Here is a 26,181-nt window from a genome sequence, read left to right as displayed (position 1 = left end):
GTCGTACCGTGTGCCGATGGACAGCCAAGATCGCAGTACGTACCTGGCCGCGGCCGCGGCCAACCTGACCTTCAACTCGCCGCTCAGCGAGGACCGGGTGGCGGACCTGATCCGGCGGCTGGCCCCCACCGGGGCGGGCTGGCGAGCCCTGGACCTGGGCTGTGGCAACGGCGAGTTGCTCCTGCGGCTGTGCGCGGCCCACGGCATCGCGGGTGACGGGGTGGAGCGCGACGCCAGCGACGCCGAACGGGCCCAACTGCGCGCGACGGAGCGGGGAATCTCGGATCGGGTCGCGTTCCACGGGGCGGATGCCGCCACCTGGGACCGGCCCGCCGATCTCGTCGTCAACGTCGGGGCGGGCCACATCTGGGGCGGCGCGGCGCAGGCTCTCGCCGCGCTGCACCGGCTCACCGTGCCGGGCGGCAAACTGCTGTTCGCCGACGGCTTCTACCAGGCCAGCCCCAGCGACCAGGTCCGCGAGACCTTCGGCGACCTGCCCGACCTGGCAACCCTGGCCCAGCTCGCCGTGGACGCGGGGTTCCGACCCCTGCACGTCGCCGTGTCCACCGTCGCCGAGTGGGACGACTTCGAGTCCGACTGGCGTGCGGGCATCGAGCGTCTCGGCACGCCGGAGGCGCGCGCGTTCGCTGATCAGCGGCGCGACGGATACCTCAACGGCTACCGCGACGTCGTCGGCTTCGGATGGCTGGTCCTGACGCCGGCCTGAGTTTCGTACGGCTGACCGCCCCGGACGAAGGATCCCGGTCGGGGAGTGGACCACCTCGGACGGTCCGGCGGGGTCCACGGTCCGGAGGAGTCGCCGGCTCAGGGCTCCCGGCCGTCGCTGGGCACCGGACGGGCGGCGAGGCGGTGCAGCCAGGCCAGGTCGGCGCGGTCCACGTCGCGCGGTTCGTAGCCGCTGTGGAACAGCAGTTGCTGTGCGACCGAGATGCAGTCGACCCGGCGACCGGCAATGGTGCCGGTGGTGAAGCAGTCCCTCGGCCAGCGGAAGCTGCCGCCGTCGAGGCCGGCCTGGTGGCCGTCGCCGGCCTCGTCGAACGTCAGCGGGTGCAGGTCGACCCGACCCCGCCCGTCGGCGACGACCTCGACGCGGACAGGCCGCCAGTCGGTCTCGACGACGTAGCCGAGCCGGCCGAGAGCCCGCAACGCCGCGGCTTCGTGCTCCGCGGGGACGGCCAGGTCCAGGTCGCGGTGGGCGCGGGTCTGGTGCCCGACGAGCGCGTCGACGCCCCAGCCCCCGCCGATCCACGCCCTGCACCCGACGGCGGCGAGAGCGGCCAGGACGGTGTGGACCTCGTCGGCGACCATGTCAGAGAAGTCGGTCATGACCACCGTTTCTAGCCCCTGCGGGCACGTCCCGGCCACCCGGAATCCACGACCCGTCCGGACGGTGGCGGGGTGGCCGGGTTGAAATCGAGCATCGAGGGCGACCAGGCGGGCTTCCGCCGGCACGACGAGCCGGTCGAGGGCCGCGATAGCCCGGGGCGTCACGGGAGGGCCGGATCTGGTCGTACGGTCCGCCTACGCTCCCGCCGTGATCCCGAACCTCTCCCAGTTGCTGAGTTCGCTACCGCCCGCGGTGCTGCCGCCCGGCCGCATGGTCGAGCCGGAGGACGGCGGACCGCCGCCGTACTGGTTGAGCGACGGCCCGGCCGATCCGGGGCTGTGGGCGCGGATGCGGGCCCGGCATCCGGAGTCCGGGCTGTGGCCGCTGCTGCTGAGCGGGTTGTCGAGCGACGAGAGGCGCCCGTGGGCCGACGGCGAGGTGCGTCCGGCCGACATGTCGTCGCCGGAGCGCCACGACGTGGCGGAACTGCTGGCCCGGTGGTGGGCCGACCGCACGACGATCGACGAGGACGAGACGTTGGCCGCCACGGCCCCGTTCGGTCGCAACTGGCCCGGCCTCGCCAGACCCGGCGACCTGGCGGAGTCGCCCGCCGAGCTCGCCGACGAGTGCGCGGAGTTCCTCCTGGACGGGCGGACGCGTCTCGGGCTCGTGCCGGCCACCCGCAGCGCGGACACCCCAGCCGTGGCGGGTTGGTCCGGGCCGGCGAACTACACCGGCGACGCCGGGGAGATCTCGGCAGTGCTGCGCAGCTGGGAGGACCGGTTCGGCGTACGGGTGGTCGGCGTCGGATTCGCCACCCTGAACCTCAGCGTCGCCGCGCCACCGACGTCCACCGAGCACGCCCTGGCGGTCGCGGCCGAGCACTTCGCCTTCTGCCCGGATAACGTCTGGCAGGGCGACGGCTCGCTGACCGCCTATGCCGACCAGCTCCTCGGCATGCACTCCTGGTCGTTCTGGTGGGACTGACACCCGGCTGCCGATGCGCTCGACCCCGGACGGTCTCGCATGATGGCGCGCCGCCCGGCGGCGCCCCTCCGGTGGTCAGCCGACGGCGGCCGTCGGCAGCGGGCTGCGCCGGGGCACGGTGGCCAGCGCCAGCCCCAGCAGCGCGTTCGCCGCGCCCGCCACGAACAGCAGCGAGGCCGCCGGCTGACCGAGCCACTCCCACAGCGGGTGCCACGTCGGGTGCGGCTCGGCGCGGTGGTGTCGGAGCAGGCTCGGGACGGCCAGCAGGACGGGCGTCCACCAGAGGAACAGGGTGAGCGCGAGCAGGACGGTGACCGCTCCCCGGGCGGGGTGCGCCGCCTCGGTGCGTCGGCTGGCCCAACCGAAGACCATCCAGCCGAGGACCGCTCCGAGCAGGCCACCGGCGACACCGGCCGGCAGCACGGCTGGCGGGGCCGTCCGGCTCAGGGTCAGCGACAGGCTGCTGCCTTCGGGTAAGGGCGGGGAGACGACGTGGAGTTGGAGGACGGTGTCGCCGCGCTGGGCGAGCAGGGTGGTGCCGGTGATCGTGATGACCGGGGCGCACATCTTGTCGACACAGCCCGGGTCGCTGCGGACCATCGGCTCGTACACCTGCCAGCCGGTCTCGCGCAGGCGCCGCTGAGCCAGTGCGAGCGTCTCGTCGGCGGGCATCCGGGGTGTGCCGGCCAGGCCGGCCACCACGGCGCTCTGCTGGTATTCGCCGCCGTCGCCGAGCAGCAGGTTGTCGAGCGCCCGCACGGTGAGCGGCTGGCTGTAGAAGGTGAAGAGCGCCGGCGCCAGCTCGACGTCGCCGAGCTCGTGACCGGGCAGCACGGCGGCGAAGACGGCGGCGGTCTCGGCCCGGTCGGGCTGCGGTCGGGAGGTCTCCCAGGCGGCCCGGGTGGCGAGGGCGGCGGTGAACAGCCCGCAGATGACGGCGGCGAGCGTGGCCCAGACGCCGACCGTGCGGCTGGCCGGCCGTCCCAGCCGGCAGCGCAGGCCGTGCCGGATCAGGTTGGCGGCCTCGCGCGGCGTGGGCCGGGTGCGGCCCGCCGGTGCCGCGTCCAGCAGGACCCCGACCATCTCGTCGGCCCGGGCCCGCCGGTAGGCGCGGGGGTGGCAGAACAGCAGTCGCCGGTAGCGGCGGGCGAGTGGGTCGCCGGTCGTCGGCATGGCTGTCCCTTCCGATCGGTACGCACCGGCGGGGCTTGCGGGTGCGGCAGTGCGGTGCGGGTGCGGCAGCGCGGTGGCGCTGACCGGGGTCCGGTTGGTGCGGTGCGGGTCTGCGGGCGGGACGGTCAGGCGGTGCCGGGGCGGAGCGCGCGCAGCCGGGTCTCGGCGGCGGTGGCGAGCTGGCGCAGCCGGGCGGTCTCGGCGTCCAGCGCGCGGACGCCGTCGGGAGTGAGGCGGTAGTAGCGGCGGAGCCGCCCGTCGACGGTCTCCTCGCGGTCGGGCGCGACGAGCCCCTGCGCGTGCAGCCGGTCGAGCGCGGCGTAGAGGGTGCCCGGCAGCAGGGTGACGCGCTGCGCGGACAGGTCGGTGACCTCCCGGATGATGCCGTAGCCGTGTCGCGGGCCACCGGCAAGTGCGGTGAGGATCAGGAAGGTCGGCTCACGCATCGCGGTCACGGGCGACACGATATTCAGATCATCGATATATGGTCAAGGCTCGTGCGGGCGCGCCTTCGGGCGGCGGCGGCTCTAGGCTGGCGATCATGCGGATTGGCATCGTGATCCTTCCCGACCAGCGCTGGTCCGACTCGCGGCGCCGCTGGCGGCAGGCGGACGAGTGGGGCTTCGACCATGCCTGGACGTACGACCACCTGGGCTGGCGGGACCTGGTCGACGGGCCCTGGTTCGACTCCGTGACCACGCTGACCGCCGCCGCGACCGTGACCTCCCGGATCCGGCTCGGCACGCTGGTGGCGTCGCCGAACTTCCGCCACCCGGCGGCGTTCGCCCGGCAGGTCACCGCGCTCGACGACGTCTCCGGCGGGCGGCTGCTGCTCGGCCTCGGTGCCGGCGGGATCGGCTTCGACTCGGCCGTGCTGGGCGGGGAGACGCTGCCGCCGCGCCAGCGGGTGGACCGGTTCGCCGAGTTCACCGAGCTGCTCGACCTCATCCTGCGCGAGGACGGCACGACCTGGCGCGGGGAGTGGTTCACCGCGGTGGACGCCCGCAACGCCCCGGGCTGCGTGCAGACGCCCCGGGTGCCGTTCGTGGTGGCGGCCAACGGGCCCCGGTCGATGCGGCTGGCGGCGCGGTTCGGCCAGGGCTGGGTTACCACCGGCCCGGGCGTGGACGACCTGGAGAGCTGGTGGGACGGGGTGGCCGAGGCCGCCGCCCGGATGGACGGGACGCTCGCGGCGGCCGGCCGCGACCCGGGCACCCTGGACCGCTACCTCTCGCTCGACTCCGCGCCGGTCTTCTCGCTGCGCAGCGCCGAGTTCTTCGCCGACCAGGTCGGCCGGGCCGCCGCCCTCGGTTTCACCGACGTGGTCACCCACTGGCCCCGGGCCAGCAGCTGGTGCGCCGGCGACGAGGCCGTCCTGGTGGACGTGGCCACCCGCCTGCTGCCCGAGCTGCGCCGCGCCTGACCGCGCGCCTTCCTGACGTAGGCGGTGCCGGAGGCGTCAGCCCGACCGGCCGGCGGGCGCGTCGGCGCGCTCAGGTGCCGAGGTCCCCGGTGGCGATTCCGCCGTCGCCGCCGGAGACCAGCCGGAACCGGATGCAGACGACCTCGCTGTCGTCGGTGACGGGGGTGCCCACCCGCGCCCAGTAGGCGGCGTGACCCTCGCGCCACTCCTCGATGGAACGGTCGCCCTCCCCTTCCGCGCGGGCGAAGTCCCACGGCACGTCCGCGAAGCGGACCACCTCGACGCCGGTGACCTCCACGACGCCGACCAGCGCGTCCCCGTCGTCGACGAGGGCCAGCCGCTCGCCGGCGTGTTCCAGCTCCTCGCCCTCCTCGGCGTACTCGGTCGTCAACCCGGCGGTCGCCGTCTTCACCCCGGCGAGCACCAGGGTGTTGAGCCGCGTCCGCAACTCACCGGGGGTGCCGAGGGCGAGGGTGCGCAGTCCACCGATCCGAGGCCACATCCTGCCGACGGTACCGGTGCCGTCGATCATCCGGCGCGGCATTTCCGCCCCCACCGTCCGTGCGGCAAACGCTACGGTGGGTGGGGCGACGACGACCGGGAGGCGGCATGGCGGACAGGCGCGCGGTGCTCATCCCCGGCCGGGGCTACGACACCCGGTTCCCGCTCTTCGTCTACGCCGGTGAGGCGCTGCGCCGCGCCGGCTACGCCCTGCACGCCATCACGTGGGAGGTGCCGGAGCGGTTGGCCCCCGACCGGGACGGCCCCGGGCCGGCCGTCGACTGGGTGATCGGCCAGGTCGCCCCGACCCTCGCCGAGCCGACGGACCTGCTGGTCGGCAAGTCGCTCGGCTCGATGGCCACGCCGCTCGCGGCCGACCGCGGGCTGCCGGCCGTCTGGCTCACCCCGCTGCTCCACGTCCCCGCCGTGGTCGACGGGCTGCGCCGCGCCACCGCGCCGTTCCTGCTGGTGGGCGGCTCGGCGGACCGGTCCTGGGACGGCTCGCTCGCCCGCCGGCTCACCCGGCACGTGGTGGAGATCGAGCGGGCCGACCACGCGCTGATGGTGCCAGGCCCGCTGGCCCGCTCGGCGGAGGCGCTCGGCCGGGTCTGCACGGCCGTCGAGGAGTTCGCTCAGATCAGCTGACCGGCATGGCCGGCGGCGGCGAGCACGCGGTCGTCGCCGCTCGCCGCGTGGGCCTCCAGGACCGCGTCGGCCAGCTTGACCACGTGCCTCTCCTCACCGATGGGCCGATCCTCCGAGCTGAACCGAGGTTGTGGTCAAGCCGTCAGGTCGGCGCCGTCCACGAGCCCTCGGACGCGCAACTCGGTGGCGACCGCCGGGGGGCAGTCGAGCACGACCGTGGCGGTGCCGACCGGTTCCGCGCCCCGCGCGGCGCAGATCTCGTAGAGCGCGCGGACCTGCGCCCCGGTGGCGACCCAGTCGTCCACCACCAGCACCCGGTCGCCCCGGTCGAGGCCGTGGTCCCGCACGGCCAGGTCGACCCGCCGGCCCCGGAAGTCCGGCGGGCTCTGCGCCCAGGTGAGCGGCCCGGCGGGCAGTCGGCCGTCGCCCGGCTTGTGGGCCGGCACGAAGCCGACCCCGAGCGCCGTCGCGGCGAGCGGACCGAGCAGGTACCCGGTGACCGCCGGCGAGACGACCACCGTCGGCCGGGCGGCCCGGAACGGCTCCACGAGGGCCGGCCCCAGCCGGGCGAGGACCTCCGGGTCCCGCCACCAGCCGGAGACGTCGCTGACCAGGTGACTGGCGCCGGGGCCGGGATCGATCCACCTGACCAGCGCGGCGAGACGTCCGTTCAGCTCGGAGGGCATGGAACCCATCCTGCGCCACGGGAACCGGCCCGGGCGCCCCGCCTCGCACCCGGGCCGCCCGGCCCACCTCGGGTCGGATGATCGGCTACACGTATCACTGCAATTGCGGGCATACCCCCATGATCACGTTGACTCCGGAAGTGCTTCTCTCGTTACGGTCCGACCCGGTTTGCTCAGATGACGAAAGGACCGGACCGGTGGCTGGCAGGCACTCCCGTACCCGTATGTTCTCCTCGCCGGCCGGCATCGCGGCCACCGCGGCGGTCGGGGTCGCCCTCGCCGTCGGCGGCACCGTCGGCGCCGTCCAGCTGACCTCGGGCGCGGAGCCCGCCCGCCCGGCCGCCGTCGACCTCGCGCCCACCGGCCTGCCGACCAGTGCCGCCCCCAGCTCGCCGGCCGTCCCGCCGGCCGCCCCCTCGAGCGCCAGCGCGTCGCCGAGCGCGACCGCCAGCCCCAAGGCCAGCCGGTCCACCCAGGCCCCCTCCCGGAGCAAGCCGCGCACCGCCGCGCCGAAGCCCACCGCGACGAAGAAGAGCAGCACCGCCCGTCCGGTGGTCGACAGCGGCTCGTGCGGCGCCTCGTTCTACTCCGAGGGGCAGCTCACCGCCAACGGCGAGAACTTCGACCCGTCCGCGCTGACCGCCGCCCACAAGACCCTGCCGTTCGACACGAGGGTCCGGGTCACCAACCCGGCGAACGGCAAGTCCGTGACGGTACGCATCAACGACCGCGGCCCGTTCATCGAGGGCCGCTGCCTGGACCTGTCCCGGGCCGCGTTCGCCGACATCGCCCCGCTCGACGCCGGCCACGTCGAGGTCCGCTACGAGGTGCTCGGCTGAGCCGCACGCCGGGCGGCGATCGGCCCGGCGGCACGGTCCGGGTGGGCAGAACATCCTCGGACGACGGGCCAGGTTCATTCACCCGCTCACGTCCATCAGGCATGCTGTCCCTCGTACGCATGCGACCCTTCCAGTCGGGCCCCGGCCCACTGAGCCCCGGATCCCGCGCCGGCCTCGGCGCGGCCTTCGTCCTGCTCGCGATCGTCTCGGCCGTGGAGCTGGCCGACGGCCGTCCGGCGAACTACATCGCGCTCATGGTGGCCGCGCCGTTCCTGACCGCGGCGCTGGCGTCGTGGCGGATCGTGCTCGGCGTGGGCCTGGCCGCCACGGCCCTCGGGGCCGGCTTCGCGTTCGGCGAGGAGACCATGGCGCTCCCCACCACGGTCGCCGTGGCGGGCATCGCGCTGGGCACCGCGATCGCGGTGGCCACGGCGGCCGTACGGCAGCGCCAGGCCGAGCGGATCGCCGAGCTGTCCCGGCTGGCCTCGGTCGCCCAGCAGGCCGTGCTGCGTCCGCTCGGGCCGCAGGTCGGCACGCTCTCGGTGGCCGCCCGGTACATCTCGTCCACCGCCACGGCCGAGATCGGTGGTGACCTGTACGAGGCGGTCGACACCCCGTACGGGGTGCGGATGATCATCGGCGACGTGCGGGGCAAGGGCCTCGACGCGGTGCGGCTCGCCAGCATCGTGCTGGGCTCGTACCGACACGTGGCGTACGAGCGGGCGGACCTGCGGGCCGTCGTGACCGACCTGGACCGGGCGGTGGCCCGGAGCGTGGGCGACGAGGACTTCGTCACCGCCGCGCTGGTCGAGGAGCGGGGCGGGACGCTCACCATCGTCAACTGCGGCCATCCGCCGCCGCTGCTGCTGCGCCGGGGCGCCGTCATCCCGCTCGAACCGCCGGCCCCCGCCCCGCCGCTGGGCTTCATGCCGGTGGTACGCCCCCGGGTCGAGCGGCTGGAGCCCGGCGACCGGCTGCTGCTCTTCACCGACGGGCTCGGCGAGGCGCGTCGGGACGGGGAGTTCTTCCCGACCGCCGACCGGGCCTGGCGGCTGCTCGGCCACGGCACCGTCGGCGACGGGCTCGCCTCGCTGGAGACCGCCCTGGTCGAGTGGGTGCACGGCCGGCTCGACGACGACATCGCCCTGGTCCTGATGGAGTACACGGGCTCGCGCGGCGCCGCCACGGTGGCGGTGCCGAGCTGGGAGGTCGGCGCGGCCGAGAGCTGAGCCCGGCCAGCCGTTCGCAACCTGAACGGGAAGTGTGTAATCGCCGTCACTTCCGGGATCGGCTTGTCGCTGCCTACCCATCGGTAATACAGTCTGGGTTACTGATCGGTAACACCTGTCCGGAAGCGGGGCCAGCGAGCATGACCCACTACAAGAGCAACCTTCGGGACCTCGAGTTCAACCTTTTCGAGGTCTTCGGGGCGGACCAGGCGTTCAGCCAGGATCCGTACTCGGACCTGGACGTCGACACCGCGCGCGACATCCTCGCCGAGGTCGACCGCCTCGCCCGTGAGGACCTGGCCGCCAGCTACACGGACAGCGACCGCAACCCGCCGGTCTTCGATCCGGCCACGCACACCGCGCCGCTGCCGGAGTCGTTCAAGAAGTCGTACCGGGCGTTCATGAACTCCGAGTTCTGGCGGCTGGAGCTCCCGACGGAGCTGGACGGCAGCAACGCGCCCCGGGCGCTCGTCTGGTCCCTCGCCGAGCTGATCCTCGGCGCCAACGCCGCCGTGTGGATGTACTCCTCCGGCCCGTCCTTCGCGCACGTGCTGCACGTCGAGGGCACCGAGCAGCAGAAGCGGTGGGCGAAGCTCTTCGCGGACAAGCAGTGGGGCTCCACGATGGTGCTCACCGAGCCGGACGCCGGCTCGGACGTGGGCGCCGGCCGGGCGCGCGCCGTGGCGCAGCCCGACGGCTCCTGGCACATCGAGGGCGTGAAGCGCTTCATCACGTCCGCCGAGCACGACCTGAGCGACAACATCATCCACTACGTGCTGGCCCGTCCGGTCGGCGTCGAGGGTGTCGGTGGCCCGGGCACCAAGGGCCTGTCCCTCTTCGTGGTGCCGAAGTACCACTTCGACGAGAACACCGGCGAGCTGGGCGAGCGCAACGGCGTCTTCGCCACCAACGTCGAGCACAAGATGGGCCTGAAGGTCTCCAACACCTGCGAGGTGACCTTCGGCGAGCACGGCGTACCGGCCAAGGGCTGGCTGCTGGGTGAGAAGCACGATGGCATCCGACAGATGTTCATGATCATCGAGAACGCCCGGATGATGGTCGGCACCAAGGCCATCGCCACCCTCTCGACCGGTTACCTGAACGCCCTGGAGTACGCCAAGAGCCGGGTGCAGGGCGCCGACCTGACCCAGATGGCGGACAAGACCGCGCCGCGCGTGACGATCACCCACCACCCGGACGTGCGCCGCTCGCTGATGCTCCAGAAGTCGTACGCCGAGGGCCTGCGCGCCCTGGTCTGCTACACCGCCACCTGGCAGGACAAGGTCGCCATCGCCGAGGCGGCGGGCGACGAGAAGGCGACCAAGCTCGCCAAGCGGGTCAACGACCTGCTCCTCCCGCTGGTCAAGGGCGTCGGCTCGGAGCGGGCGTACGAGCTGCTCGGCCACGAGTCGTTGCAGACCTTCGGCGGCTCCGGCTTCCTCCAGGACTACCCGCTGGAGCAGTACGTCCGGGACGCGAAGATCGACACCCTCTACGAGGGCACGACGGCGATCCAGAGCCTCGACCTCATCTTCCGGAAGATCGTCCGGGACAACGGCAAGGCCCTGATGGCGGTCGCCGGCGAGATCCAGGAGTTCATCGCCACCGAGGCCGGCAACGGTCAGCTCAAGGAGGAGCGGCTGGCGCTGGGCAAGGCGCTCGCCGAGATCCAGAACATGGTCGGCGTGATGACCGGCTGGCTGGGCGAGGCGCAGGGCGGCGACACCCGGGCGCTCTACAAGGTCGGCCTGAGCAGCCGCCGCTTCCTGCTGGCGATCGGCGACCTGGTCGTCGGTTGGCTGCTCCAGAAGCAGGCCGACGTGGCCCTGAAGGCCCTGGCCGGCGAGGTCTCGGCCGCCGACAAGGCGTTCTACACCGGCAAGGTGGCCGCCGCCCGGTTCTTCGCCCGCGAGGTGCTGCCCCGCATCGGCGCCGACCGGCGGATCGTCGAGGGCACCGACCTGGACATCATGGACCTCCCGGAGGAGGCCTTCTGAGTTACGCCGTAGCGCCGCACGGCGCGGCGGTGGAGCAGCCGGGGACGACCCGGCCGTGATCCGGCACGACGGCCGGCGGGCAGCAGCCCGCCGGCCGTCGTCGTCCACCCTCCGGCGTCCGGGTGGTGGCTCACCCGCCGCCGCTCACCTGCGGGGCCGGCGCCCACGTGCCCGCCCTGCCTGCGTCGGTGGCCCGGGCTCGGACCGCACCATCCTGCTCGGCGCGGCCTTCTCGATGCCCCGGCCCGCCGAAGCACGGCGTCCCGGTGGAGGCCGTCCCGGTGTGTTCGCGCGGCCGATCACGCAGCGTCACGAACTCCCCCGCTCTTCCGGCCCACCGCTTTCGCCCTTTGCTCTGCAGCCACGGAAGCGCCAGCAACTCTGGGTGCCTGTTGCTTCCGTGGCTGCAGAGCAAAGCGTCTGCGAGCGTGTGGCGGTGGCCGTGCCCGCGCGCATCGATTGGCCGATGGTGTGCCGTCCTGTCCGCTTTGTGGAGTGGTGGCGGTGGTTGGCGGTCGCTACGAGGAGTCACGGTCCGGGTCTCGGGGCTTCGTCACCGTGCGCAGTCGTGGCGACGACGTCCGCTGGGCGGCAGGCAACGGCGGTCGGCCGGCCGGAGCGGGGTTCGGCCGGCTATTCGGGGAGGCCATCCGGGTAGCCGGGCGGTGTGGCGGGTAACCGTCGCGAGGCCACGTCAGAGAACGCCCAGAGCCACCGCACGGGGGAGTGCAGCGCACATGGGCATTGGTAGCGGAATCTTCCTGATCGCCATCGGCGCGATCCTCACCTTCGCCATCAGGGCCAACGTCTGGTGGGTCGACCTGCGCGCGGTCGGCTGGGTGTTCATCCTGGCCGGGCTGGGCGTCCTGCTCACCACGCTCTGGTTCTGGCAGGACCGGCGCAAGCGGGCGCGGACCCTGATCGTCGAGGAGAACCGGCTCTCGCACCCGACCGCGATGATGCCACCGCCGCCCGACCCGCCGCCGCCGACGGCGCCACCGTCCTGAGTCGCCGCCGACGGCGCCACCGTCGCTGAGCCGCCACCGCCACCGTCGGCCCCTCAGGCGCATCCGAGGGCCCGTCGGCGGCCCGGCCCGGCGGTGTGCACGGCATCCACGAGCGGCACCTGAGCCACCCGCCCACGCACCGGCGGGTGGCTCAGCCGCGTGCGGTGTGCCGGTCGGTGATCGGCGCCCGGCTCGGGCCGAGCTCCGGCCAGTCGACCTCGGGCCGGTGCACCACGACGTCGCTGGTGCGCATCCCGTCCTCGTCCGCCCGCTCCGGGTCGAGCAGCGCCGAGAGCAGCGAGATGCCCGGGTTGTGCGCGATCAGGAGGACCGTGCGGGCGGCCGGATCCACGTCCCGGACCAGCGCCAGCAGGTCCTGCGGGCGTGCCTCGTACGCGTCGGCCTCGTAGCGCACGACGGGAGCGGGGCCGGCCGAGCCGCCCTCCGGCGGGGATCCGGTCATGCCCAGCGCCACACCGTGCCAGGTCTCCCGGGTGCGCCGGGCGGCCGAGCAGATGACCACGTCCGGCAGCAGGTCGTGCTTGGCCAGCCACGCGCCGGCCGCGGCCGCGTCGGCCTGGCCCCGCGCGGCCAGGGGACGGTGCACGTCCGGCACCACCTCCCCGGGCGGCTCGGCCTTGGCGTGTCGGAGCAGCACCAGCGTCCTTCCCTGGGCGTGAGCGTCCGTCATGTCCCCAGCTTGCCCGATTGGCGATCAGAGCGCCTGGGTAAGTCGATGGATGCCGCACCCTCACCGATGGCCGCGGCGGAAGGAAACGCCAGGGGACAGCCGAGGAGGCGACGAGATGGGCTTTGGTGGCAGTATCTTCCTGATCGCGTTGGGTGCGATCTTCGCGTTCGCCGTGGAGGCGGATCTGGGCTGGCTCAACCTGGCCGTGGTCGGCTGGGTGCTGATGCTCGCCGGCGTCGCCGGCCTGCTGCTCACCCTCCACTTTTGGAACTCGCGCCGGCGGGCCGTGGTGGCCCCGGTGCGCGGTGAGCGCGTGGTCGCGGAGCAGGTCGTGCCGGTGCAGGACGACCGGGTCGTCGAGGAGTACCGCGAGGTGCGTCGGCCGCGCCGCACCGTCTGACGTCCTACCGGACACCGTTCTTTCCGGGGGCTCCGCCACGCGGCGGGGCCCCCGGGTGCGTGTCCGTCAGGCGAAGAGGGCGAAGTAGATGGCGATGTGGTGGCAGAGCGCGGCCACGAGCGTGCAGGCGTGGAAGAACTCGTGGTGGCCGAAGACGGTGGGCCAGGGGTTGGGCCGGCGGAGCGCGTAGAAGACCGCGCCCACGCTGTAGATCGCGCCGCCCACGATGAGCAGCACCAGGGCGGTGACGCCGCCCTGGTGCAGGATGTCGGGCAGCATCGCGACGGAGACCCAGCCGAGCGCCAGGTAGAGCGGCGCGGAGACCCAGCGCGGGGCATGCGGCCAGACCAGCTTGAGCGCCACGCCCGCGAGCGCGCCACCCCAGACCAGCGCCAGCATGATCGTGGCCGGCCGGGGTTCCAGCAGCAGTACGCAGAACGGCGTGTAGGTGCCGGCGATGAACACGAAGATCATCGAATGGTCCATCCGGCGCATGATCTGGTAGCCGCGCTCGGACCAGACCCGCCGGTGGTAGAGCGCGCTGGTGCCGAAGAGCCCGCAGACCGTCAGGCTGTAGATCACGCAGCTGACGAGTGGGGCCCAGCCGGGCCGGGTGGCGGCGACCGCGCTGAGCACGATGCCGCAGACTCCCGCGACGAAGAACGCGTACGTGTGCAGCCAGCCGCGCATCCGGGGCTTACCGATGTCGACCGGCTTGAGTCGAAGCGGTGCGGAGGTGGTCACGCCCTTAGGTTACGACACCGTAGGTTACTTTTAAGTAGTGCGTCCGGTCACGTGGGACGGCGGTCGACCGACCCTGGCGCCGCGCGCCGGTCGGGGAGTATGGCGGGATGCGGATCCGACCCGTCGGGGTGCACGCCCTGCTGATCGACTGCGCCACCGCGGACCAGGTGGAGGCGTGGCGGGCCGAGCTGTGGCGGCGGCGCGAACGCGGCGAGCTGACCGCCGTCGAGATCGTGCCGGCGGCCACCACCGTCCTGCTCGACGGCGTGCCGGACCCGGCCGCGACGGCCGCGCGGATCGCCGCCTGGCAGCCCCGGCCGGACGCACCCGTGGCCCCCGGCGCGCCGGGGGCGGGCAGCGGGGCGGCAGCCGGTGGGGGCACTCCCGGCCCGTCAACGACCCCACCCGCAGCGCCAGCAGCCGCCGGCCCGGTCGAGGTCCCGGTGACGTACGACGGGGAGGACCTGCCCCTCGTCGCCGACCACTGGGGCGTGGACGTGCCGGCGGTGGTCGACCGGTTGGGGCGTACCCGGTTCCGGGTGGCCTTCTGCGGCTTCGCCCCCGGGTTCGCCTACCTCACCGGGCTCCCCGCCGAGCTGGCGGTGCCCCGGCTGCCCTCCCCCCGCCCCCGGGTGCCGGCCGGCTCGGTCGCCCTGGCGGGCCCGTACGCCGGGATCTATCCGGCGGCCTCGCCCGGCGGCTGGCTGCTGGTCGGGCGCACCGGGATGCCCCTCTTCGACGTGCGCGCCGACCCGCCGGCCCGGCTCACCCCGGGCACCCGGGTACGCCTGGTGGCCGCGTGAGCGCGGCGGTCGAGGTGCTCCGCGCCGGGGCGCTGACCACCGTGCAGGACCTGGGCCGGGCCGGCTGGGCACACCTCGGCGTACCCCGGTCGGGCGCGCTCGACCCGGCGGCGCTGCGGCTGGCCAACCGGCTCGTCGGCAACCCGGAGTCCGCCGCCGGCCTGGAGATCACGATGACGGGCTGCGCGCTGCGGTTCCCCCGCGCGACGGCGGTCGCGGTGACCGGTGCCGGTGCCGCCGTGCGGGTCGGCGACCGCCCCGGTGACGTGGGCCGGCCGCTGTCGGTGCCGGCGGGCGCCGTGCTGCGGATCGGCCCGCCGCGCGACGGCCTGCGCAACTGGCTCGCCATCGGCGGCGGCATCGCCGTCGAGCCGGTGCTCGGCAGCCGCGCCACCGACACCCTCTCCGGGCTCGGCCCGCCGCCACTGCGCGACGGCGACCGGCTGCCCTTGGGCGCACCGGCCGGACCGCCCGCCCCGGTGGACGTCACCGTCCCGGCGCGTACCCCGACGGAGCTGCGGCTGACCCTGCGGCTCGGCCCCCGCGACGACTGGTTCACGGCGGCCGCCCTGGACCGGCTGTTCGGCGACGCGTACACGGTGAGCCCGGTGGGCAACCGGGTCGGCGCGCGACTCACGGGCGCGGCGCTGCCCCGCGCGGTGGCCGGGGAACTGCCCAGCGAGGGCATCGTGCTCGGCGCGGTGCAGGTGCCGGCGGACGGCCAGCCGCTGATCTTCCTCGCCGATCATCCGACCACCGGCGGGTACCCCGTCGTCGGGGTGGTGGACGACGTGACCCCGCTCGCGCAGGCCCGCCCAGGGACTACGGTCAGGTTCCATGGACCTCAACGCTGACCTCGGCGAGGGATTCGGCATCTGGCGGCTCGGCGACGACACCGCGCTGCTGGACCTGGTCACCTCCGCCAACGTCGCCTGCGGCTTCCACGCCGGCGACGCGTCGACCATGCGCCGGGTCTGCGAGGGCGCCGCCGAGCGCGGGGTCGCCGTCGGCGCGCAGGTCGGCTACCGGGACCTCGCCGGCTTCGGCCGGCGGCACATCGCGTACGCCTTCGCGGAGCTGCGCGACGAGGTCACCTACCAGCTCGGGGCCCTGGAGGCGTTCTGCCGGCTGTTCGGCACCCGGGTCCGCTACCTGAAGCCGCACGGGGCGCTCTACCACGCCGCCGCCTGCGACGAGGCCCAGGCGGCGGCGCTGGTCGCGGCGGTCGGCGGCTACGACGACCAGCTGCCGCTGCTCTGCCCGCCCGGCTCGGTCCTCGCCCAGCTCGCCGCCGGCGCCGGGCTGCGGGTGGTCGCCGAGGGCTTCGCCGACCGGGGCTACCTGCCCAACGGCTCGCTGGTGCCCCGCACCGCCCCCGGCTCGCTGGTGACCGACCCGGATGAGGTGGCCGCCCGGGCCGTCCGGATGGCCACCGAGCGGAGCGTGGTCGCGGTCGACGGCAGCGTCGTCCCGTGCCCGGTCGAGTCGATCTGCCTGCACGGCGACACCCCGGGCGCGGTCCGCTGCGCCGAACTGGTGCGCGCCGCCCTGATCGACGCGGGGGTCACACCCACGCCGTTCGCCTGAAAGGCCGCCCCTTTCCGCAAAGGAGGGGGCGGCCTTTCCTGACGCCGACCGCGACCGGTGTCAGGCGTCGTCCAGGCCGCGGAGCACCAGCGGAAGCCGGGCGGCGGCGCCGTCGACCACCCGGACCGGTACGCCCCAGTCCTGCCGGGTCAGGTGGCAGGCCGCGTGCTCGACGTCCGCGTCGCAGGTCGCCGCCTGGGCGGTCACCTGGAGCACACCCCCGGCCACGGTGCCGTCGACGACCAGCCGGCGGGACAGTTCGGTGCCGGTGCCCGCCCCCTCCACCAGCAGCTCCGGCGGCGACGCCGACACCACCAGCCGTGTCGACGGGCCGTACGTCTCGTCGAGCTTCTGCCCCGGCGCGGGGGTGAAGATGACGTCCAGGGTCACCTCGCCGGCCGCCACGTCGGTGGGCTTGCGCTCGGTGCGGTGCCGGGGACCGTCGACGGTGCTCGCGCCGGCCGCCGAGAGCGCGCCGGGCGCCAGCCGGGTCAGCCGGTGCGCGGCGGATTCCACCACCAGCACCTCGCCCGCCGGGGTGAGCACCAGGTCGCTCGGCTCGGCGAGCCCGTCGGCGACCGTCGAGACCCGGTTGCTCTCCGGGTCGAAGCGGCGGACCGCCCCGTTGTACGTGTCGGCGACCAGCACCGAGCCGTCCGGCAGCGCCAACACCCCCAGCGGGTGCTGGAGCAGCGCCTCCGGCGCCGGCCCGTCGACGTGCCCGAAGTCGAAGAGCCCCTGCCCGACGGCGGTGCCCATGACGTCGTTCTGGACGTACCGGATCGCGCTGGTCTCGCTGTCGGCCACCCAGAGCCGGGCGCCGTCGGCGGAGACGGAGAGGCCGGACGGCTGCGCCATCCACGCCTCGGCCAGCGGGCCGTCGCGCAGGGCCTCGACGGTGGTGCCCGCGTACATGCCGGCGGTGCGCTTCACCGGGTCGAACCACCACAGCTGGTGGATGCCGGCCATCGCGATGACGACCTTGTCGTCGTACCAGGCCAGGTCCCAGGGGGAGGAGAGGTCGACCGCGAGCGCGTCGTGCGAGTGGTCGTCGACCGTGGAACGCCACTGCCGGCCGGTGCCGGCGACCGTCACCACCTCGCCGTTCGCCAGCCGTACGCCGCGCAGCAGGTGGTTGACGGTGTCGGCGACGACGAGGTCGTAGCCGGCCACCTCGGCGGTGTGCGCCGGCAGCAGGCACAGCCCCTGCGGCTCGGAGAAGGTGGCCGCCCCGGCCGGGCCGTCGGCCCGGCCCCGGGTGCCCGCGCCGATCCGGCGGACCAGCGTCTCGCCGTCACCGGCCAGCTCCGCCAGCGAATGGCGGGCCGAGTCCGAAACCAGCAGGTTGCCGTTCTCCAGCAGCACCGCCTTGCCCGGGAAGCGCAGCGTGGTCTCCGGCTGCGCCGGCGGGACGTACGGGCCGTCGCCCCGGTGCAGGGTGCCCTTCGCCTCGTGGGTGGCGATCAGGTCGTCGACGAGGCGGGCGAGCCCCTCGGCGTGGCCCTCGCCGGCCATGGTCGCCACCACGTACCCCTCGGGGTCGATCACCGACAGGGTGGGCCAGGCGCGGGCGGCGTACTGCTGCCACATGTCCAGCTCGGGGTCGTCGAGCACAGGGTGGTGGACGCCGTACCGCTCCACGGCGGCGGCCAGCGCGTCCGGGTCCTTCTCGTGCTCGAACTTCGGCGAGTGCACGCCGATCACGACGAGCACGTCGCCGTACTTCTCCTCCAGCGGGCGCAGCTCGTCGAGCACGTGCAGGCAGTTGATGCAGCAGAAGGTCCAAAAATCTAACAAGACACAGCGACCTCGAAGGTCCTGCAATGTCAGGTTTTGTCCACCTGTGTTGAGCCACTGCCGGCCCCGCAGTTCGGGGGCACGTACGCGCGGTGTCGTTCCCATGGTTGTCAGCCTGCCATGTCGCGCTGGGCCGAGCCGGGCTCCGTGACCCGGACGACAGAGATCCTCGGCCGCGCCGGGGGAGCCTCGTCGCGCTTGCGACAACCGCATGAGGCGGCCGGCGTCCGGGTCTTCGTCCGCCGCGAGCCTCGGCAACGGACGACGCCGGCAGAGGTTCGCTTCACGATGGGCGAGTTCGCCGACCCCGAGGCGCAACGGCTCGCCGAGATCGCAGCCGAGGAAGCGCGGTAGGACTCTCGCGGTGCTGAAAGGCACCGACACGCGAAGAGCGCCCCGCCCTAGTCTCGCTAGGACGGGGCGCTCGTGCCGTTCTAGGACATCAGGGTGCCCACGATGGGCCTGCCGCCGACGTGCCGGGTGAAACCGTCCTGATAGGACGTGACGGGCTGTTTCAAGCGCCCTGACGGTCAGTCCATCGACGCGGGCGATCGACATTGCACCGGGCGAGCCTAGCTTGGGCGGGGCGGGCCGACGCCACTACAGTCCCAGGCATGCCGGAGATGGTGCAGCCCAAGGTAAAGCTCATCGCGTGGACCCACTTCGAGGCCCCCGACGATGTGCCGTGGTCGACCGACGCCGAGGGCGGCCAGGCCCTCGCCGAGTTCTCCGGCTGAAACGACGACGGCACCCGCGCCAACGGGTGCCGTCGAGAGTCGCACTCGCGCCAACGAGTGCAAACCGTAACGAGATCACCAGCACTTCCGCCAAGAAGAAACCAGGAGGCTCGTCTGTGAGCACTGTACGTCGGAACCAGAACCAGGTTAAGGACGGTCCTGGAAACCGTGACGTGTCGCCCAGAGGGCTCGCCCTGCTGGTCGCGGCCGTTTTCGCCGGCTACGTCGCCATGGAGTACCCGCAGGTCGGGACCCCGGCCCTCGTCGCCGTGGGGGTTCTCACGGTGCTGAACCAGCTCGTAGGGCGGGACCGGGACCAGGACCGGGACAGGCGGAGCCGGAGCCGGGGTAGGGACCGGGAGAAGGCGTAGCAACGGCTGAAGCCCCCGGCTACCGGACTGAGTCCGGCGGCCGGGGGCTTCACCATCACGACGTCGGCAACCTGCCGATTCCTATGCCGTCGCCGACGGGTGGGGGCTGTGCAAGGAGTTCATCGCGAACGTCGTCATCAACCTGCGCAAGAAGTTCGCCGACGAGCTGATCCGGTACCGGCACTTCTTGTAGACCGTGACCTACAAGTTGCACCCGATGACCTGCCGGCCGTCGACAGTCACGGGTCGGCCTTCTCGGGCCGGCTCTCGGCGTAGTCGACGCCGCGAAGGCGGGCCTCGACGTCCTGGTGGACGACCAAGCGGGTCGAGCTGGGCTTAGGGTGCCGGGCCCGATCGTAGGCGCGGGCGAAGGCGCGGAAGGCGACGAGGGCGTCACCCCGAGCATCGTCGCCGTGGATTACGGCGTACGCCCACGCGGCGGCCCAGAGCGTCGGGACCGTCCAGCCGGCGGCGGGCGGGGTGACGTAGTCGGCGGGCCGGAAGTCAACGGGAAGAGGCTCGTCGAGGCGGACGACGGGGGCGGACTCGACGCCGGGACGGGGGAGGTCCCGACGGCGGATCTTCGGATTGGTCATCGGTCACCGCTCCACCGGGCGCGGGCGGCACGGCGAGCACGCTTGGACGGCGTTCCGTGTGCGGGCTTGTGCAGGCGCCCGAGGATCTGCGCGGCGGCGGTCCGGGCTAGCCGGGCCTCGATTGCGGCGGGATGGACGGTCGGTTGCCCGGTTGACCCTCGGGCGCGTGTCATTGGGCACTAGCCAGGGCGTCGGCCAGGGTCAGGACCGGCACCCGTGCAGCGCGGCGTAGACCGGCTCGGCGAAGTCCTCGGCCCCGGGAAGGGCTACCACGGCATCAGCGGCGCGGGCGGCGGCCAGGTCGTCGGCCACGACGGCGAGGAGGTCGTCAGGGTCGACCGTGTCGGCGATGGTCGCCGAGGTAACCAGGAAGCCGGCGGCGAGCAGGGCAGCGGTCGCGGCAGCAGCGCGGCGGCAGAGGAGGCCGGGGCCACGACGTACAGGCGGATAGGGTTGGACACAGCGGAACCTCCGATGTTCCGTTAGGGCCCTGGTCGGCGGCGGAATCGCTCGGCCGGGGCCTGCCTTATTTGGTTGTAAGAGTGAGATTTAGGCGTCGATGGACGCAGGCTCGGTTTCGTCGGCCCAGGTGAACCGAAGACGGGCGTCCGGGTCGAAGCGCACGCCCCGCCGGCCCTTGGCCGGGGCGACGGTTACGGCGTTCAGGGCTAGGCCGAGAAGGTCGCGGCGGTCGGGGACCGTGGCGGCGTCCCACGCTTCCCGAGCTAGGACCGGGTCGAGGAGCGGGCTAATGTCCGCCTCGGGTAGCGGGAAATCGGCGAGATTACAGCGCAGCCCTGCAACGCGGGCTGTCAGCCGTTCGTGTAGACGCATCCATCGCTGAATGGCATCGGGACCGACGAACTCGCCGCGAAGGTATCGGGCGTCTTCGAGGTCGACCAGGGCGGCGTTAGCGTCGTCCAGGGCGGCGGTGATGGTCGCGCGCTCGCGGATTACGTCGGGGTCGTGGCGGGCTACCCAACGCTCGGCGACGGCGTCTAGCAGTGGGTCGCCGGGCTCGGTCGCGGCGAGTCGGGCGATGAACGCGGCGATCACGCCACGGTCTACAGCGGCGATAAAGGCGGTCGTGTGTGCCGGGCAGGGCTTGCCGAGGCGGCGAGCGTGGCAGACGTACGACCGGCCGGCGGCGGACATGCGGCCCCCGCAGCCCCCGCAGCGCAGGAAGCCGGTCAGGAGATGCGAAACCTCGGCGCGCACGCCCCGGTTGCGACCGGTCATGTCCGCGGCGGTGCGGTCTTCGAGGATGCGCGCGACCTGTAGTTGCTCGGCGGGTGTGATGATTCCTCGGCCGATCTCGACGCTCTCGCCGGTCTCGGGGTCGCGCCACGGGACAACCTTTCCCGTGTACTTACCGTCGCGCTTGACGGTCTCCGGAAGTAGCCCGGCGAACGCGGGGGACTTTAGGAGTTGCGACAGCGTCCCGACACCCCAGGTGGCCCCACGTGGCGAGGGAATCTGACGGGCGTTCAGGTCGCGGGCGATCCTGACCAGCGGCTCGCCGGTCAGCGCACGTTCGGCAATCTCCCGGGCGGTCGGCGCGGTGTGCGGGTCGTGGCCTAGCCGGCCGTCCTCGCCGATCGCGAGGCCGTAGGGCGGCTGTCCACCGATCCAACGGCCCAGGTTGCGAAGGTGGGCCTTCGCCGAGGCAACGCGTAGACCGATGTTCGCCGACTCGCTGCGGGCGACCTCGGACAGCAGCGCCAGGACCAGGCGGGCCTGTTGCTGAGACGTGTCTAGGCCGTCTTGAACGAAGACAATCCGGCCGCCGACTTTCTCGACCTGGTCTAGGACTTGGCCGACCTGGCCCATGCCACGGCGCGACAGGCGGTCGACTTTCCAGACGATCAGGGTTCCGACGGTGCCCGTCGTCAGGGCGGATACGGCAGCGTCAAACCCGGCCCGGTCGACGGATTTGTAGCCGGACCGGCCCCGGTCGATGTGGATGGCACGGACCTCTAGGCCGTTGCGCGCGGCCCAGGCTCGGCAGTCCGCCTCCTGGCGCTCGATCGCAGTCTTTCCCTCGCGGTCGAGGGACAGGCGTAGGTATAGGTCGGCGAGGTGTTCATGGTGGGACATGCCGAGGACGCTAGGTCCTCAGCCGGTCGAGTTGCAAGCTTCTTCTAGGACTTCCAGAAGTCCGCGATCATGATCTTGCCGCGCAGGTCGGACAGCTTCAGCTCTCGCCCGCCGCGGTGTTCAGCCACTTCCGGCCCCGCAGCTCGGGGGCACGTACGCGCGGTGTCGTTCCCATGGTTGTCAGCCCGCCATGTCGCGCTGGGCCGAGCCGGGCTCCGTGACCCGGACGACAGCGGCGAGCCGGAACTAGCGGGCGCGGGCCCAGGCGGTGAAGCGCTCCGTCAGGTCCGCCGGCGGATTGCCGTGGTCCAACTCGGCGAGTTGCCCGGCGGCCTCCTCGCACAGCCCCGCGAGGTGGATCATCAGTGCGTCGCGGTTCTCGCGGTACTTCGCGAGGAGGAGAAGCTTCGCCGTCGAGCAGGGCCACGCCACCCCGCAGGCGGCACAGCGCCAGGTGGGCCGGCTGGGGACGTGGGCGCGGACGTGGGCCATCACCCCACCGCCAGGCGAGAGCGAGACGGTGGCCGGCGGGAGAGAGCGGGCCGGGCCGGGGCCGGCGCGGTGACGACCCACTCAAGGCCCTCGCGCAGGACGAACAGCTCGCGCTTCGCCACCGCGCGGCCCTTGGCGTCGAGCTGGTAACCCTCGAACCAGAGCCAGCCGTACGGCGGGAAGCGGTCGGAAAGCTCACGGATCACGCGGACGCGCATCGGGATCACGAACTGCGGGGACGCGGCGCGGGTCAGGCTGAGCACCTCGCCGGCCCGCAGCATCCGTACGGGAGGCGGCGTCCGGGCGGTCACCAGCGGCTCCCGTTCCGCCGGGCCGACCAGCGCGGCGCGGGAACGACGTCGCTCGCGCGTCCGGGCCCCCGGTGCGGCGGGATGAAGGGACCGATCGGCCCCGGGACGACCGGGCGGGCCGGCGGCGGGTCGCTCTTCGGCGTGGGGCGCGGGGCGGGCTTCGGCTGGTCGTCGGGCACTGCTTCCCCCTCGGCGGTCTTGTGAGGGCCGACGAAGTGCCGGTCTCCGGCGGTCCCTCAATCAGGACGGTCGGCGAACTCGGGTGCCTGTACCGCCTCGCGCCGTCTACTGCGGAACGCTTCCAGCGGGTTACGGACGGTTGAACCGCTGCCATGAGACCATCGGGGGACGTCTAGGAAAGGTCCCTGTTGTGCCCAGGAACGAGGCCCTACGCGAGGCTCTGACCGTGGCGGGCCTGACCGTCGCCGAGCTCGCTGCGAGGTGTGACGTGGACGCGAAGACGGTCGAGCGGTGGATTAGCCGCGGTCGCCTTCCACACCCTCGCTCGCGAGTGCGCGTCGCCTCGGTACTGGGTAAAGATGTAGATGTGCTGTGGCCTGACGTTGTTCGCCGCGCGGTCAAGGTAGGGGCAGACCGTGAGATCGTGGGCGTGTACCCGCGCCGATCCGACCTTCCGCGCTCCCTCTTCGGTGAGCTGATCACGCAGGCGCGCTCGCGACTGTGGTTCGGCGGATACACCAGCTACTTCGTCTGGTTGGAGGTACCGAACGCGGCTGCCAGGTTGGGCATGAAGGCGCGCGAAGGCGCCGACGTTCGATTCCTGCTGGGTGACCCGGCCAGCCCGGTCACCACCAGCCGTGAGCAGGTCGAAGACACGCCGCTCACCCTCGCCACGCGGATTGCCATGACACAGGCCGAGATCGCGAAGTCGCCAGAAGATCTGCCGACCCGCTCGACTGACCGCCACATCGCGATGTCGGTCTGGGTCTTCGACAGCGAGGCGATCGTCGCGACCCACATCGGCGCGGGCCTCGGTCAGGACTCGGTAACCCTGCACCTGCGCCGCCGTGTTGTCGGCGGCGCGTTCGACCGCTACGTGGAGCATTTCGAGGCTCTGTGGACGGACGCCGACGTCGCCGATTGGACCTGACCGACGCAGAACCGCGAGAACGCCCGACCCCGCGCCGGGGCGGGCGTTCTCGCGTGTACGGGGGCGACGCGTCAGCTACGGCGCTGAAGAGTGCTGAATCCGCAGGATCCGCGCCTCGGCCGGTCGGACGCGAAGCGGCCACCCGGGCGGGCCGGCGGCGGGTAGCTCTCCGGCGCGGGGTACGACGTGGCGCAGCGATGGGTCGCGGTAGGAGAACGACGGCGGGGCCACGGCTTCCCGTGGCCCCGCCGTCGTCGCTGTAGCTACTGACCTGCCGGCTTGAGGCAGAGCACCCGGTTCGCCCCGCCACCCTTGAGCACGATGTGCGGCTGGGTCGGGTCGGCGCACTTGTCCTTGGCGTCCACCTTGGAGACCACGGTGAAGGCGCCCGCCTCGCCGCACTGCGCCGCCGCCGCGCTCTCGCCCGACTTCTTGACGCAGCTGCCGACCGCCGGGTCGAACGGCGGGGCCTTGTCCTCGCCGCCGACCTTGCCGAGCAGCATGAGCAGGCCCAGCGGCACCGCCAGGATGAGCACCGCCGCGACGAGCACCGCGGCGAGCACCCGGCCGTTGCGCACCTTGGGCGTGGGGGCCTCGGTCTTCGGCTCGGCGATGGGCTTGAACGAGTCGAACCGGCTCTGGTCCTGCTCCGAGCCGCCCTGGTCCCAGGAGGGGCCGGACTGCTGCGGGGGCGGCGGGAAGGCCGGCGGGAACGCCCCGCCCGGCGCGTGCTCGGTCGTCGGCGCGGGCCCGTAGCCGGGTGCCGCACCGCCGGCTGCCGGCGTACCGAAGGGGTCGGCGGGGCGGTCCGCGTCGTCGTGCGGCCGGACCCCGTTCACCGGTCGGTTGCTGGCCGGTGCGTCGACGAAGGACGGCACACCCGGCGGGAAGGCCGGGGGCGCGGCTGGCGAGGCGGGCGCCACCGGGGCGACCGCGCCGAAGACGGCGGTCCCGCTCGGCGCCCGGTCCCGGTCGTCGAAGCGGGCCTCCGGTCCCTGGTCGAACTGGTTGGCCTGGCCCTGGTCGAACCGGTTGTCCTGACCCTGGCCGAAGCGCGGCTCCTGGCCGAAGCGAGGGTCCGGCTCCTGGCCGAACCGAGGGTCCGGCTCCTGGCCGAAGCGCGGGTCCGGCTCCTGGCCGAAGCGCGGGTCCGGCCCCTGGTCGAAGCGGGGTGCCGGCGCGTGGTCCGGGCGGTGGCCGCGCGGGTCGTCCTGCTCCGGCTCGTCCGCCGGCTCGGGGCGGGCCGGCCGGCCGTAAACCCGGGGCTGCGGCGCGGGCGCGCCGCCCGGTCGCAGGGCCTGGTCGGCCGGCGGCAGCACCCGGCTGGCCAGCGGCACCGAGGCGCTCGCTGAGACGCTGCCGGCGGCCGGTTCGGCACCCTCCGGCGACGGTACGGCGGCCCGCCCGCCCGCCTCCGGCGAGGTGCGCGGTGCGGGGACCACGGGACCGGCGGGCGACTGCGGCTCGTCGTGCCGGGAGCCGGGCTGGGCCCAGGCCGGCTGCTCCTGCTCGTACGCCGGCAGGCCGCCGTCCCGGCCGGCCTGCTCGGGGGCGAACTGGGCCGGCGGGGTGTAGTCGACCGGCGGGGCGGCGGCCAGGCTGGCGCCGGGCACCCGCTGCTCCTGCGGCGGCAGCGGCACGGCGTTGGCCGGCGAGATGCCGGGGCCCGGTGCGGGCTGGTAGATCGGCGGCTCCTCGGCCCGTTCCGGCTCCCAGCCGTTGCCGGCCCGGCCCGGGGCGGGCTCGCCGGCCTCGGCGCGGCCCCACGCCTCGTCCGCCGACCACGGCTCGACGTCCGGTACGGCCGGACGCTCGGCGGCGTTGCCGGCCCACTGGGGCGGGTTCTCCGCAGCGGGGCCCCACGGCTTCGGCCCGCCGTCGCCGGGCACCGGGACGGAGGCCCGGCCGGGCGGGGTGGAGGTGGGCTGTGCGGCGCCCCAGCCGTTGGCGTCCCGGTCGTCGGGCTGCGGGGGCACGGACGCGGCACCCCGTGCGGAGCGCTCGTCCCGGGCCGGCCACTCGTCGCCCTCGGGCTGGTCGTCCCGGGGCGCGTCGTCGCGGGAGGCGGCCCAGGCTCCCGCCGGGCGTTGCTCCGCACCGGCGTCCCAGCCGGGCTGCTCGCCCTGCTGCTGCTCGCCGGCGGTCCAGCCGCCGGAGCGGTTGGGGTCGTCCTGCTGTTGTCCCGGGTTCCAGCCGTTGGCGGGGTCCTGAGGGGACTCGGCGTTCCAGCCGCCGGAGCGGGCGGGGTCGTCCTGGACGGGCCAGGGCTGGGGGGCGGGTGCGGCCTGCGGAACGCGGGCGGCGCCACGGGCGGCGGGCTCGGGCTGCGCCCAGGCGGGGGACGCCTGCTCGGCCCCTCCCCAGTTGGGCTGCTCGCCCTGCTGCTGGCCGCCGCCGGTCCAACCGCCGGAGCTGTTCGGGTCGTCCTGCTGCGCGGGCCGGTCGTCCTGCGTAGGCCGGTCCTCCGGGGCGGCGCCGGCGTTCCAGCCGCCGGGACGCGCCTGCTCGCCCTGTTGCTGCTGCTCGCCGGCGGTCCAGCCGCCGGAGCGGTTGGGGTCGTCCTGCTGTTGTCCCGGGTTCCAGCCGTTGGCGGGGTCCTGAGGGGACTC

The 26,181-nt window shown here is 73.6% G+C and carries 28 protein-coding genes and 1 pseudogene; 16 read left to right on the top strand and 13 right to left on the bottom strand.

Annotated elements, in window-relative coordinates; genetic code table 11:
• Positions 1-16: 16 nt before the first annotated feature.
• Positions 17-727 carry a class I SAM-dependent methyltransferase gene (locus AB0G13_RS00145; protein ID WP_357866580.1) on the top strand — a complete coding sequence of 237 codons (711 nt, stop codon included), beginning with the start codon at positions 17-19 and terminating at the stop codon, positions 725-727.
• Positions 728-825: 98 nt separating this feature from the next.
• Here AB0G13_RS00145 and AB0G13_RS00140 read toward each other — a convergent pair whose 3' ends face one another.
• Positions 826-1,347, bottom strand: a complete 522-nt coding sequence (locus AB0G13_RS00140; protein WP_357866578.1) for an aminoglycoside adenylyltransferase — start codon at positions 1,345-1,347, stop codon at positions 826-828.
• A gap of 208 nt (positions 1,348-1,555) precedes the next feature.
• On the opposite strand from AB0G13_RS00140, the gene AB0G13_RS00135 reads away from it, so the two are divergent.
• Complete coding sequence (locus AB0G13_RS00135; RefSeq protein ID WP_357866576.1) at positions 1,556-2,335, top strand: DUF4253 domain-containing protein; 780 nt, start codon at positions 1,556-1,558, stop codon at positions 2,333-2,335.
• 75 nt (positions 2,336-2,410) lie between these two features.
• On the opposite strand, the gene AB0G13_RS00130 is transcribed toward AB0G13_RS00135, so the two are convergent.
• Positions 2,411-3,508 (bottom strand): hypothetical protein, encoded by a 1,098-nt coding sequence (locus AB0G13_RS00130; protein WP_357866574.1) that lies wholly within the window; start codon positions 3,506-3,508, stop codon positions 2,411-2,413.
• Between the two features lie 125 nt (positions 3,509-3,633).
• Entirely contained in the window at positions 3,634-3,954 is a 321-nt protein-coding gene (locus AB0G13_RS00125) for a helix-turn-helix transcriptional regulator (protein ID WP_357866877.1), read from the bottom strand.
• A 95-nt stretch (positions 3,955-4,049) separates the two neighbouring features.
• Between AB0G13_RS00125 and AB0G13_RS00120 the strand changes: the two genes are divergently transcribed.
• On the top strand, positions 4,050-4,931 hold the full coding sequence (locus tag AB0G13_RS00120) for an LLM class flavin-dependent oxidoreductase (RefSeq protein ID WP_357866572.1): 882 nt from the start codon (positions 4,050-4,052) through the stop codon (positions 4,929-4,931).
• 70 nt (positions 4,932-5,001) lie between these two features.
• Here AB0G13_RS00120 and AB0G13_RS00115 read toward each other — a convergent pair whose 3' ends face one another.
• Positions 5,002-5,433, bottom strand: coding sequence for an ASCH domain-containing protein (locus tag AB0G13_RS00115; protein WP_357866569.1), 432 nt, complete (start codon positions 5,431-5,433; stop codon positions 5,002-5,004).
• Between the two features lie 107 nt (positions 5,434-5,540).
• On the opposite strand from AB0G13_RS00115, the gene AB0G13_RS00110 reads away from it, so the two are divergent.
• Positions 5,541-6,077, top strand: coding sequence for an alpha/beta hydrolase (locus tag AB0G13_RS00110; RefSeq protein WP_357866567.1), 537 nt, complete (start codon positions 5,541-5,543; stop codon positions 6,075-6,077).
• A 134-nt stretch (positions 6,078-6,211) separates the two neighbouring features.
• Here AB0G13_RS00110 and AB0G13_RS00105 read toward each other — a convergent pair whose 3' ends face one another.
• Complete coding sequence (locus AB0G13_RS00105; RefSeq protein WP_357866564.1) at positions 6,212-6,763, bottom strand: phosphoribosyltransferase family protein; 552 nt, start codon at positions 6,761-6,763, stop codon at positions 6,212-6,214.
• A 197-nt stretch (positions 6,764-6,960) separates the two neighbouring features.
• Between AB0G13_RS00105 and AB0G13_RS00100 the strand changes: the two genes are divergently transcribed.
• From AB0G13_RS00100 to AB0G13_RS00085, 4 genes are all read left to right on the top strand, one after another.
• A complete protein-coding gene (locus AB0G13_RS00100) occupies positions 6,961-7,602 on the top strand; it encodes a septal ring lytic transglycosylase RlpA family protein (protein WP_357866561.1) in 642 nt (213 codons plus the stop codon).
• 101 nt (positions 7,603-7,703) lie between these two features.
• Positions 7,704-8,831, top strand: a complete 1,128-nt coding sequence (locus AB0G13_RS00095) for a PP2C family protein-serine/threonine phosphatase (RefSeq protein ID WP_357866559.1) — start codon at positions 7,704-7,706, stop codon at positions 8,829-8,831.
• Between the two features lie 140 nt (positions 8,832-8,971).
• Positions 8,972-10,828 carry an acyl-CoA dehydrogenase gene (locus tag AB0G13_RS00090; protein WP_357866557.1) on the top strand — a complete coding sequence of 619 codons (1,857 nt, stop codon included), beginning with the start codon at positions 8,972-8,974 and terminating at the stop codon, positions 10,826-10,828.
• A gap of 737 nt (positions 10,829-11,565) precedes the next feature.
• Positions 11,566-11,835: a DUF6458 family protein gene (locus AB0G13_RS00085; RefSeq protein WP_013730795.1), complete on the top strand. Its 270-nt coding sequence runs from the start codon at positions 11,566-11,568 to the stop codon at positions 11,833-11,835.
• Positions 11,836-11,986: 151 nt separating this feature from the next.
• Here AB0G13_RS00085 and AB0G13_RS00080 read toward each other — a convergent pair whose 3' ends face one another.
• Positions 11,987-12,526, bottom strand: coding sequence for a histidine phosphatase family protein (locus AB0G13_RS00080; RefSeq protein ID WP_357866554.1), 540 nt, complete (start codon positions 12,524-12,526; stop codon positions 11,987-11,989).
• Between the two features lie 115 nt (positions 12,527-12,641).
• On the opposite strand from AB0G13_RS00080, the gene AB0G13_RS00075 reads away from it, so the two are divergent.
• Complete coding sequence (locus tag AB0G13_RS00075; RefSeq protein WP_089002696.1) at positions 12,642-12,926, top strand: DUF6458 family protein; 285 nt, start codon at positions 12,642-12,644, stop codon at positions 12,924-12,926.
• Positions 12,927-12,992: 66 nt separating this feature from the next.
• Here AB0G13_RS00075 and AB0G13_RS00070 read toward each other — a convergent pair whose 3' ends face one another.
• Positions 12,993-13,670 (bottom strand): hemolysin III family protein, encoded by a 678-nt coding sequence (locus AB0G13_RS00070; RefSeq protein ID WP_357866552.1) that lies wholly within the window; start codon positions 13,668-13,670, stop codon positions 12,993-12,995.
• Positions 13,671-13,777: 107 nt separating this feature from the next.
• Between AB0G13_RS00070 and AB0G13_RS00065 the strand changes: the two genes are divergently transcribed.
• The 3 genes from AB0G13_RS00065 to AB0G13_RS00055 are packed head-to-tail and all read left to right on the top strand — an operon-like array spanning position 13,778 to position 16,060.
• Complete coding sequence (locus AB0G13_RS00065) at positions 13,778-14,473, top strand: carboxyltransferase domain-containing protein (protein WP_357866549.1); 696 nt, start codon at positions 13,778-13,780, stop codon at positions 14,471-14,473.
• Complete coding sequence (locus AB0G13_RS00060; protein ID WP_357866547.1) at positions 14,470-15,327, top strand: biotin-dependent carboxyltransferase family protein; 858 nt, start codon at positions 14,470-14,472, stop codon at positions 15,325-15,327. The genes AB0G13_RS00065 and AB0G13_RS00060 overlap by 4 nt, the downstream gene beginning before the upstream one ends.
• Entirely contained in the window at positions 15,311-16,060 is a 750-nt protein-coding gene (locus tag AB0G13_RS00055; protein ID WP_357866544.1) for a 5-oxoprolinase subunit PxpA, read from the top strand. The genes AB0G13_RS00060 and AB0G13_RS00055 overlap by 17 nt, the downstream gene beginning before the upstream one ends.
• Positions 16,061-16,120: 60 nt before the next feature.
• On the opposite strand, the gene AB0G13_RS00050 is transcribed toward AB0G13_RS00055, so the two are convergent.
• Positions 16,121-17,962 carry an NHL domain-containing thioredoxin family protein gene (locus AB0G13_RS00050; protein ID WP_357866541.1) on the bottom strand — a complete coding sequence of 614 codons (1,842 nt, stop codon included), beginning with the start codon at positions 17,960-17,962 and terminating at the stop codon, positions 16,121-16,123.
• Positions 17,963-18,055: 93 nt separating this feature from the next.
• Here AB0G13_RS00050 and AB0G13_RS00045 point away from each other — a divergent pair, with 93 nt between their 5' ends.
• The 3 genes and pseudogenes from AB0G13_RS00045 to AB0G13_RS00035 all read left to right on the top strand — a co-directional run bounded on the left by AB0G13_RS00045 (position 18,056) and on the right by AB0G13_RS00035 (position 18,965).
• Positions 18,056-18,211 (top strand): hypothetical protein, encoded by a 156-nt coding sequence (locus AB0G13_RS00045; protein ID WP_357866538.1) that lies wholly within the window; start codon positions 18,056-18,058, stop codon positions 18,209-18,211.
• A 269-nt stretch (positions 18,212-18,480) separates the two neighbouring features.
• Positions 18,481-18,591, top strand: a pseudogene (thyX, locus tag AB0G13_RS00040) (FAD-dependent thymidylate synthase); the annotation flags it as partial.
• A 176-nt stretch (positions 18,592-18,767) separates the two neighbouring features.
• Positions 18,768-18,965 carry a hypothetical protein gene (locus AB0G13_RS00035; RefSeq protein ID WP_357866535.1) on the top strand — a complete coding sequence of 66 codons (198 nt, stop codon included), beginning with the start codon at positions 18,768-18,770 and terminating at the stop codon, positions 18,963-18,965.
• A gap of 239 nt (positions 18,966-19,204) precedes the next feature.
• Here AB0G13_RS00035 and AB0G13_RS00030 read toward each other — a convergent pair whose 3' ends face one another.
• From AB0G13_RS00030 to AB0G13_RS00015, 4 genes are all read right to left on the bottom strand, one after another.
• On the bottom strand, positions 19,205-19,561 hold the full coding sequence (locus AB0G13_RS00030) for a hypothetical protein (protein WP_357866532.1): 357 nt from the start codon (positions 19,559-19,561) through the stop codon (positions 19,205-19,207).
• Positions 19,562-20,110: 549 nt separating this feature from the next.
• Positions 20,111-21,658 (bottom strand): recombinase family protein, encoded by a 1,548-nt coding sequence (locus AB0G13_RS00025; protein ID WP_357866529.1) that lies wholly within the window; start codon positions 21,656-21,658, stop codon positions 20,111-20,113.
• Between the two features lie 246 nt (positions 21,659-21,904).
• The gene (locus AB0G13_RS00020; RefSeq protein ID WP_357866526.1) at positions 21,905-22,150 is read right to left on the bottom strand and encodes a flavin reductase; all 246 of its coding nucleotides are present in this window, start codon (positions 22,148-22,150) and stop codon (positions 21,905-21,907) included.
• Entirely contained in the window at positions 22,150-22,461 is a 312-nt protein-coding gene (locus tag AB0G13_RS00015; RefSeq protein WP_357866522.1) for a hypothetical protein, read from the bottom strand. Before AB0G13_RS00015 ends, AB0G13_RS00020 begins: the two co-directional genes overlap by 1 nt.
• 262 nt (positions 22,462-22,723) lie before the next feature.
• On the opposite strand from AB0G13_RS00015, the gene AB0G13_RS00010 reads away from it, so the two are divergent.
• Positions 22,724-23,572, top strand: coding sequence for a helix-turn-helix transcriptional regulator (locus AB0G13_RS00010; protein ID WP_357866519.1), 849 nt, complete (start codon positions 22,724-22,726; stop codon positions 23,570-23,572).
• 263 nt (positions 23,573-23,835) lie between these two features.
• Here the strand turns inward: AB0G13_RS00010 and AB0G13_RS00005 are convergent.
• The coding region (locus AB0G13_RS00005) for a hypothetical protein (protein WP_357866516.1) at positions 23,836-26,181 on the bottom strand (2,346 nt) is incomplete at its 5' end.

Origin of the sequence: Micromonospora sp. NPDC023633 (genome assembly GCF_040640035.1) — a bacterium.
In the GTDB taxonomy this organism is placed as follows: Bacteria; Actinomycetota; Actinomycetes; order Mycobacteriales; family Micromonosporaceae; genus Micromonospora.
This window is presented reverse-complemented; position numbering and strand designations above follow the sequence as displayed.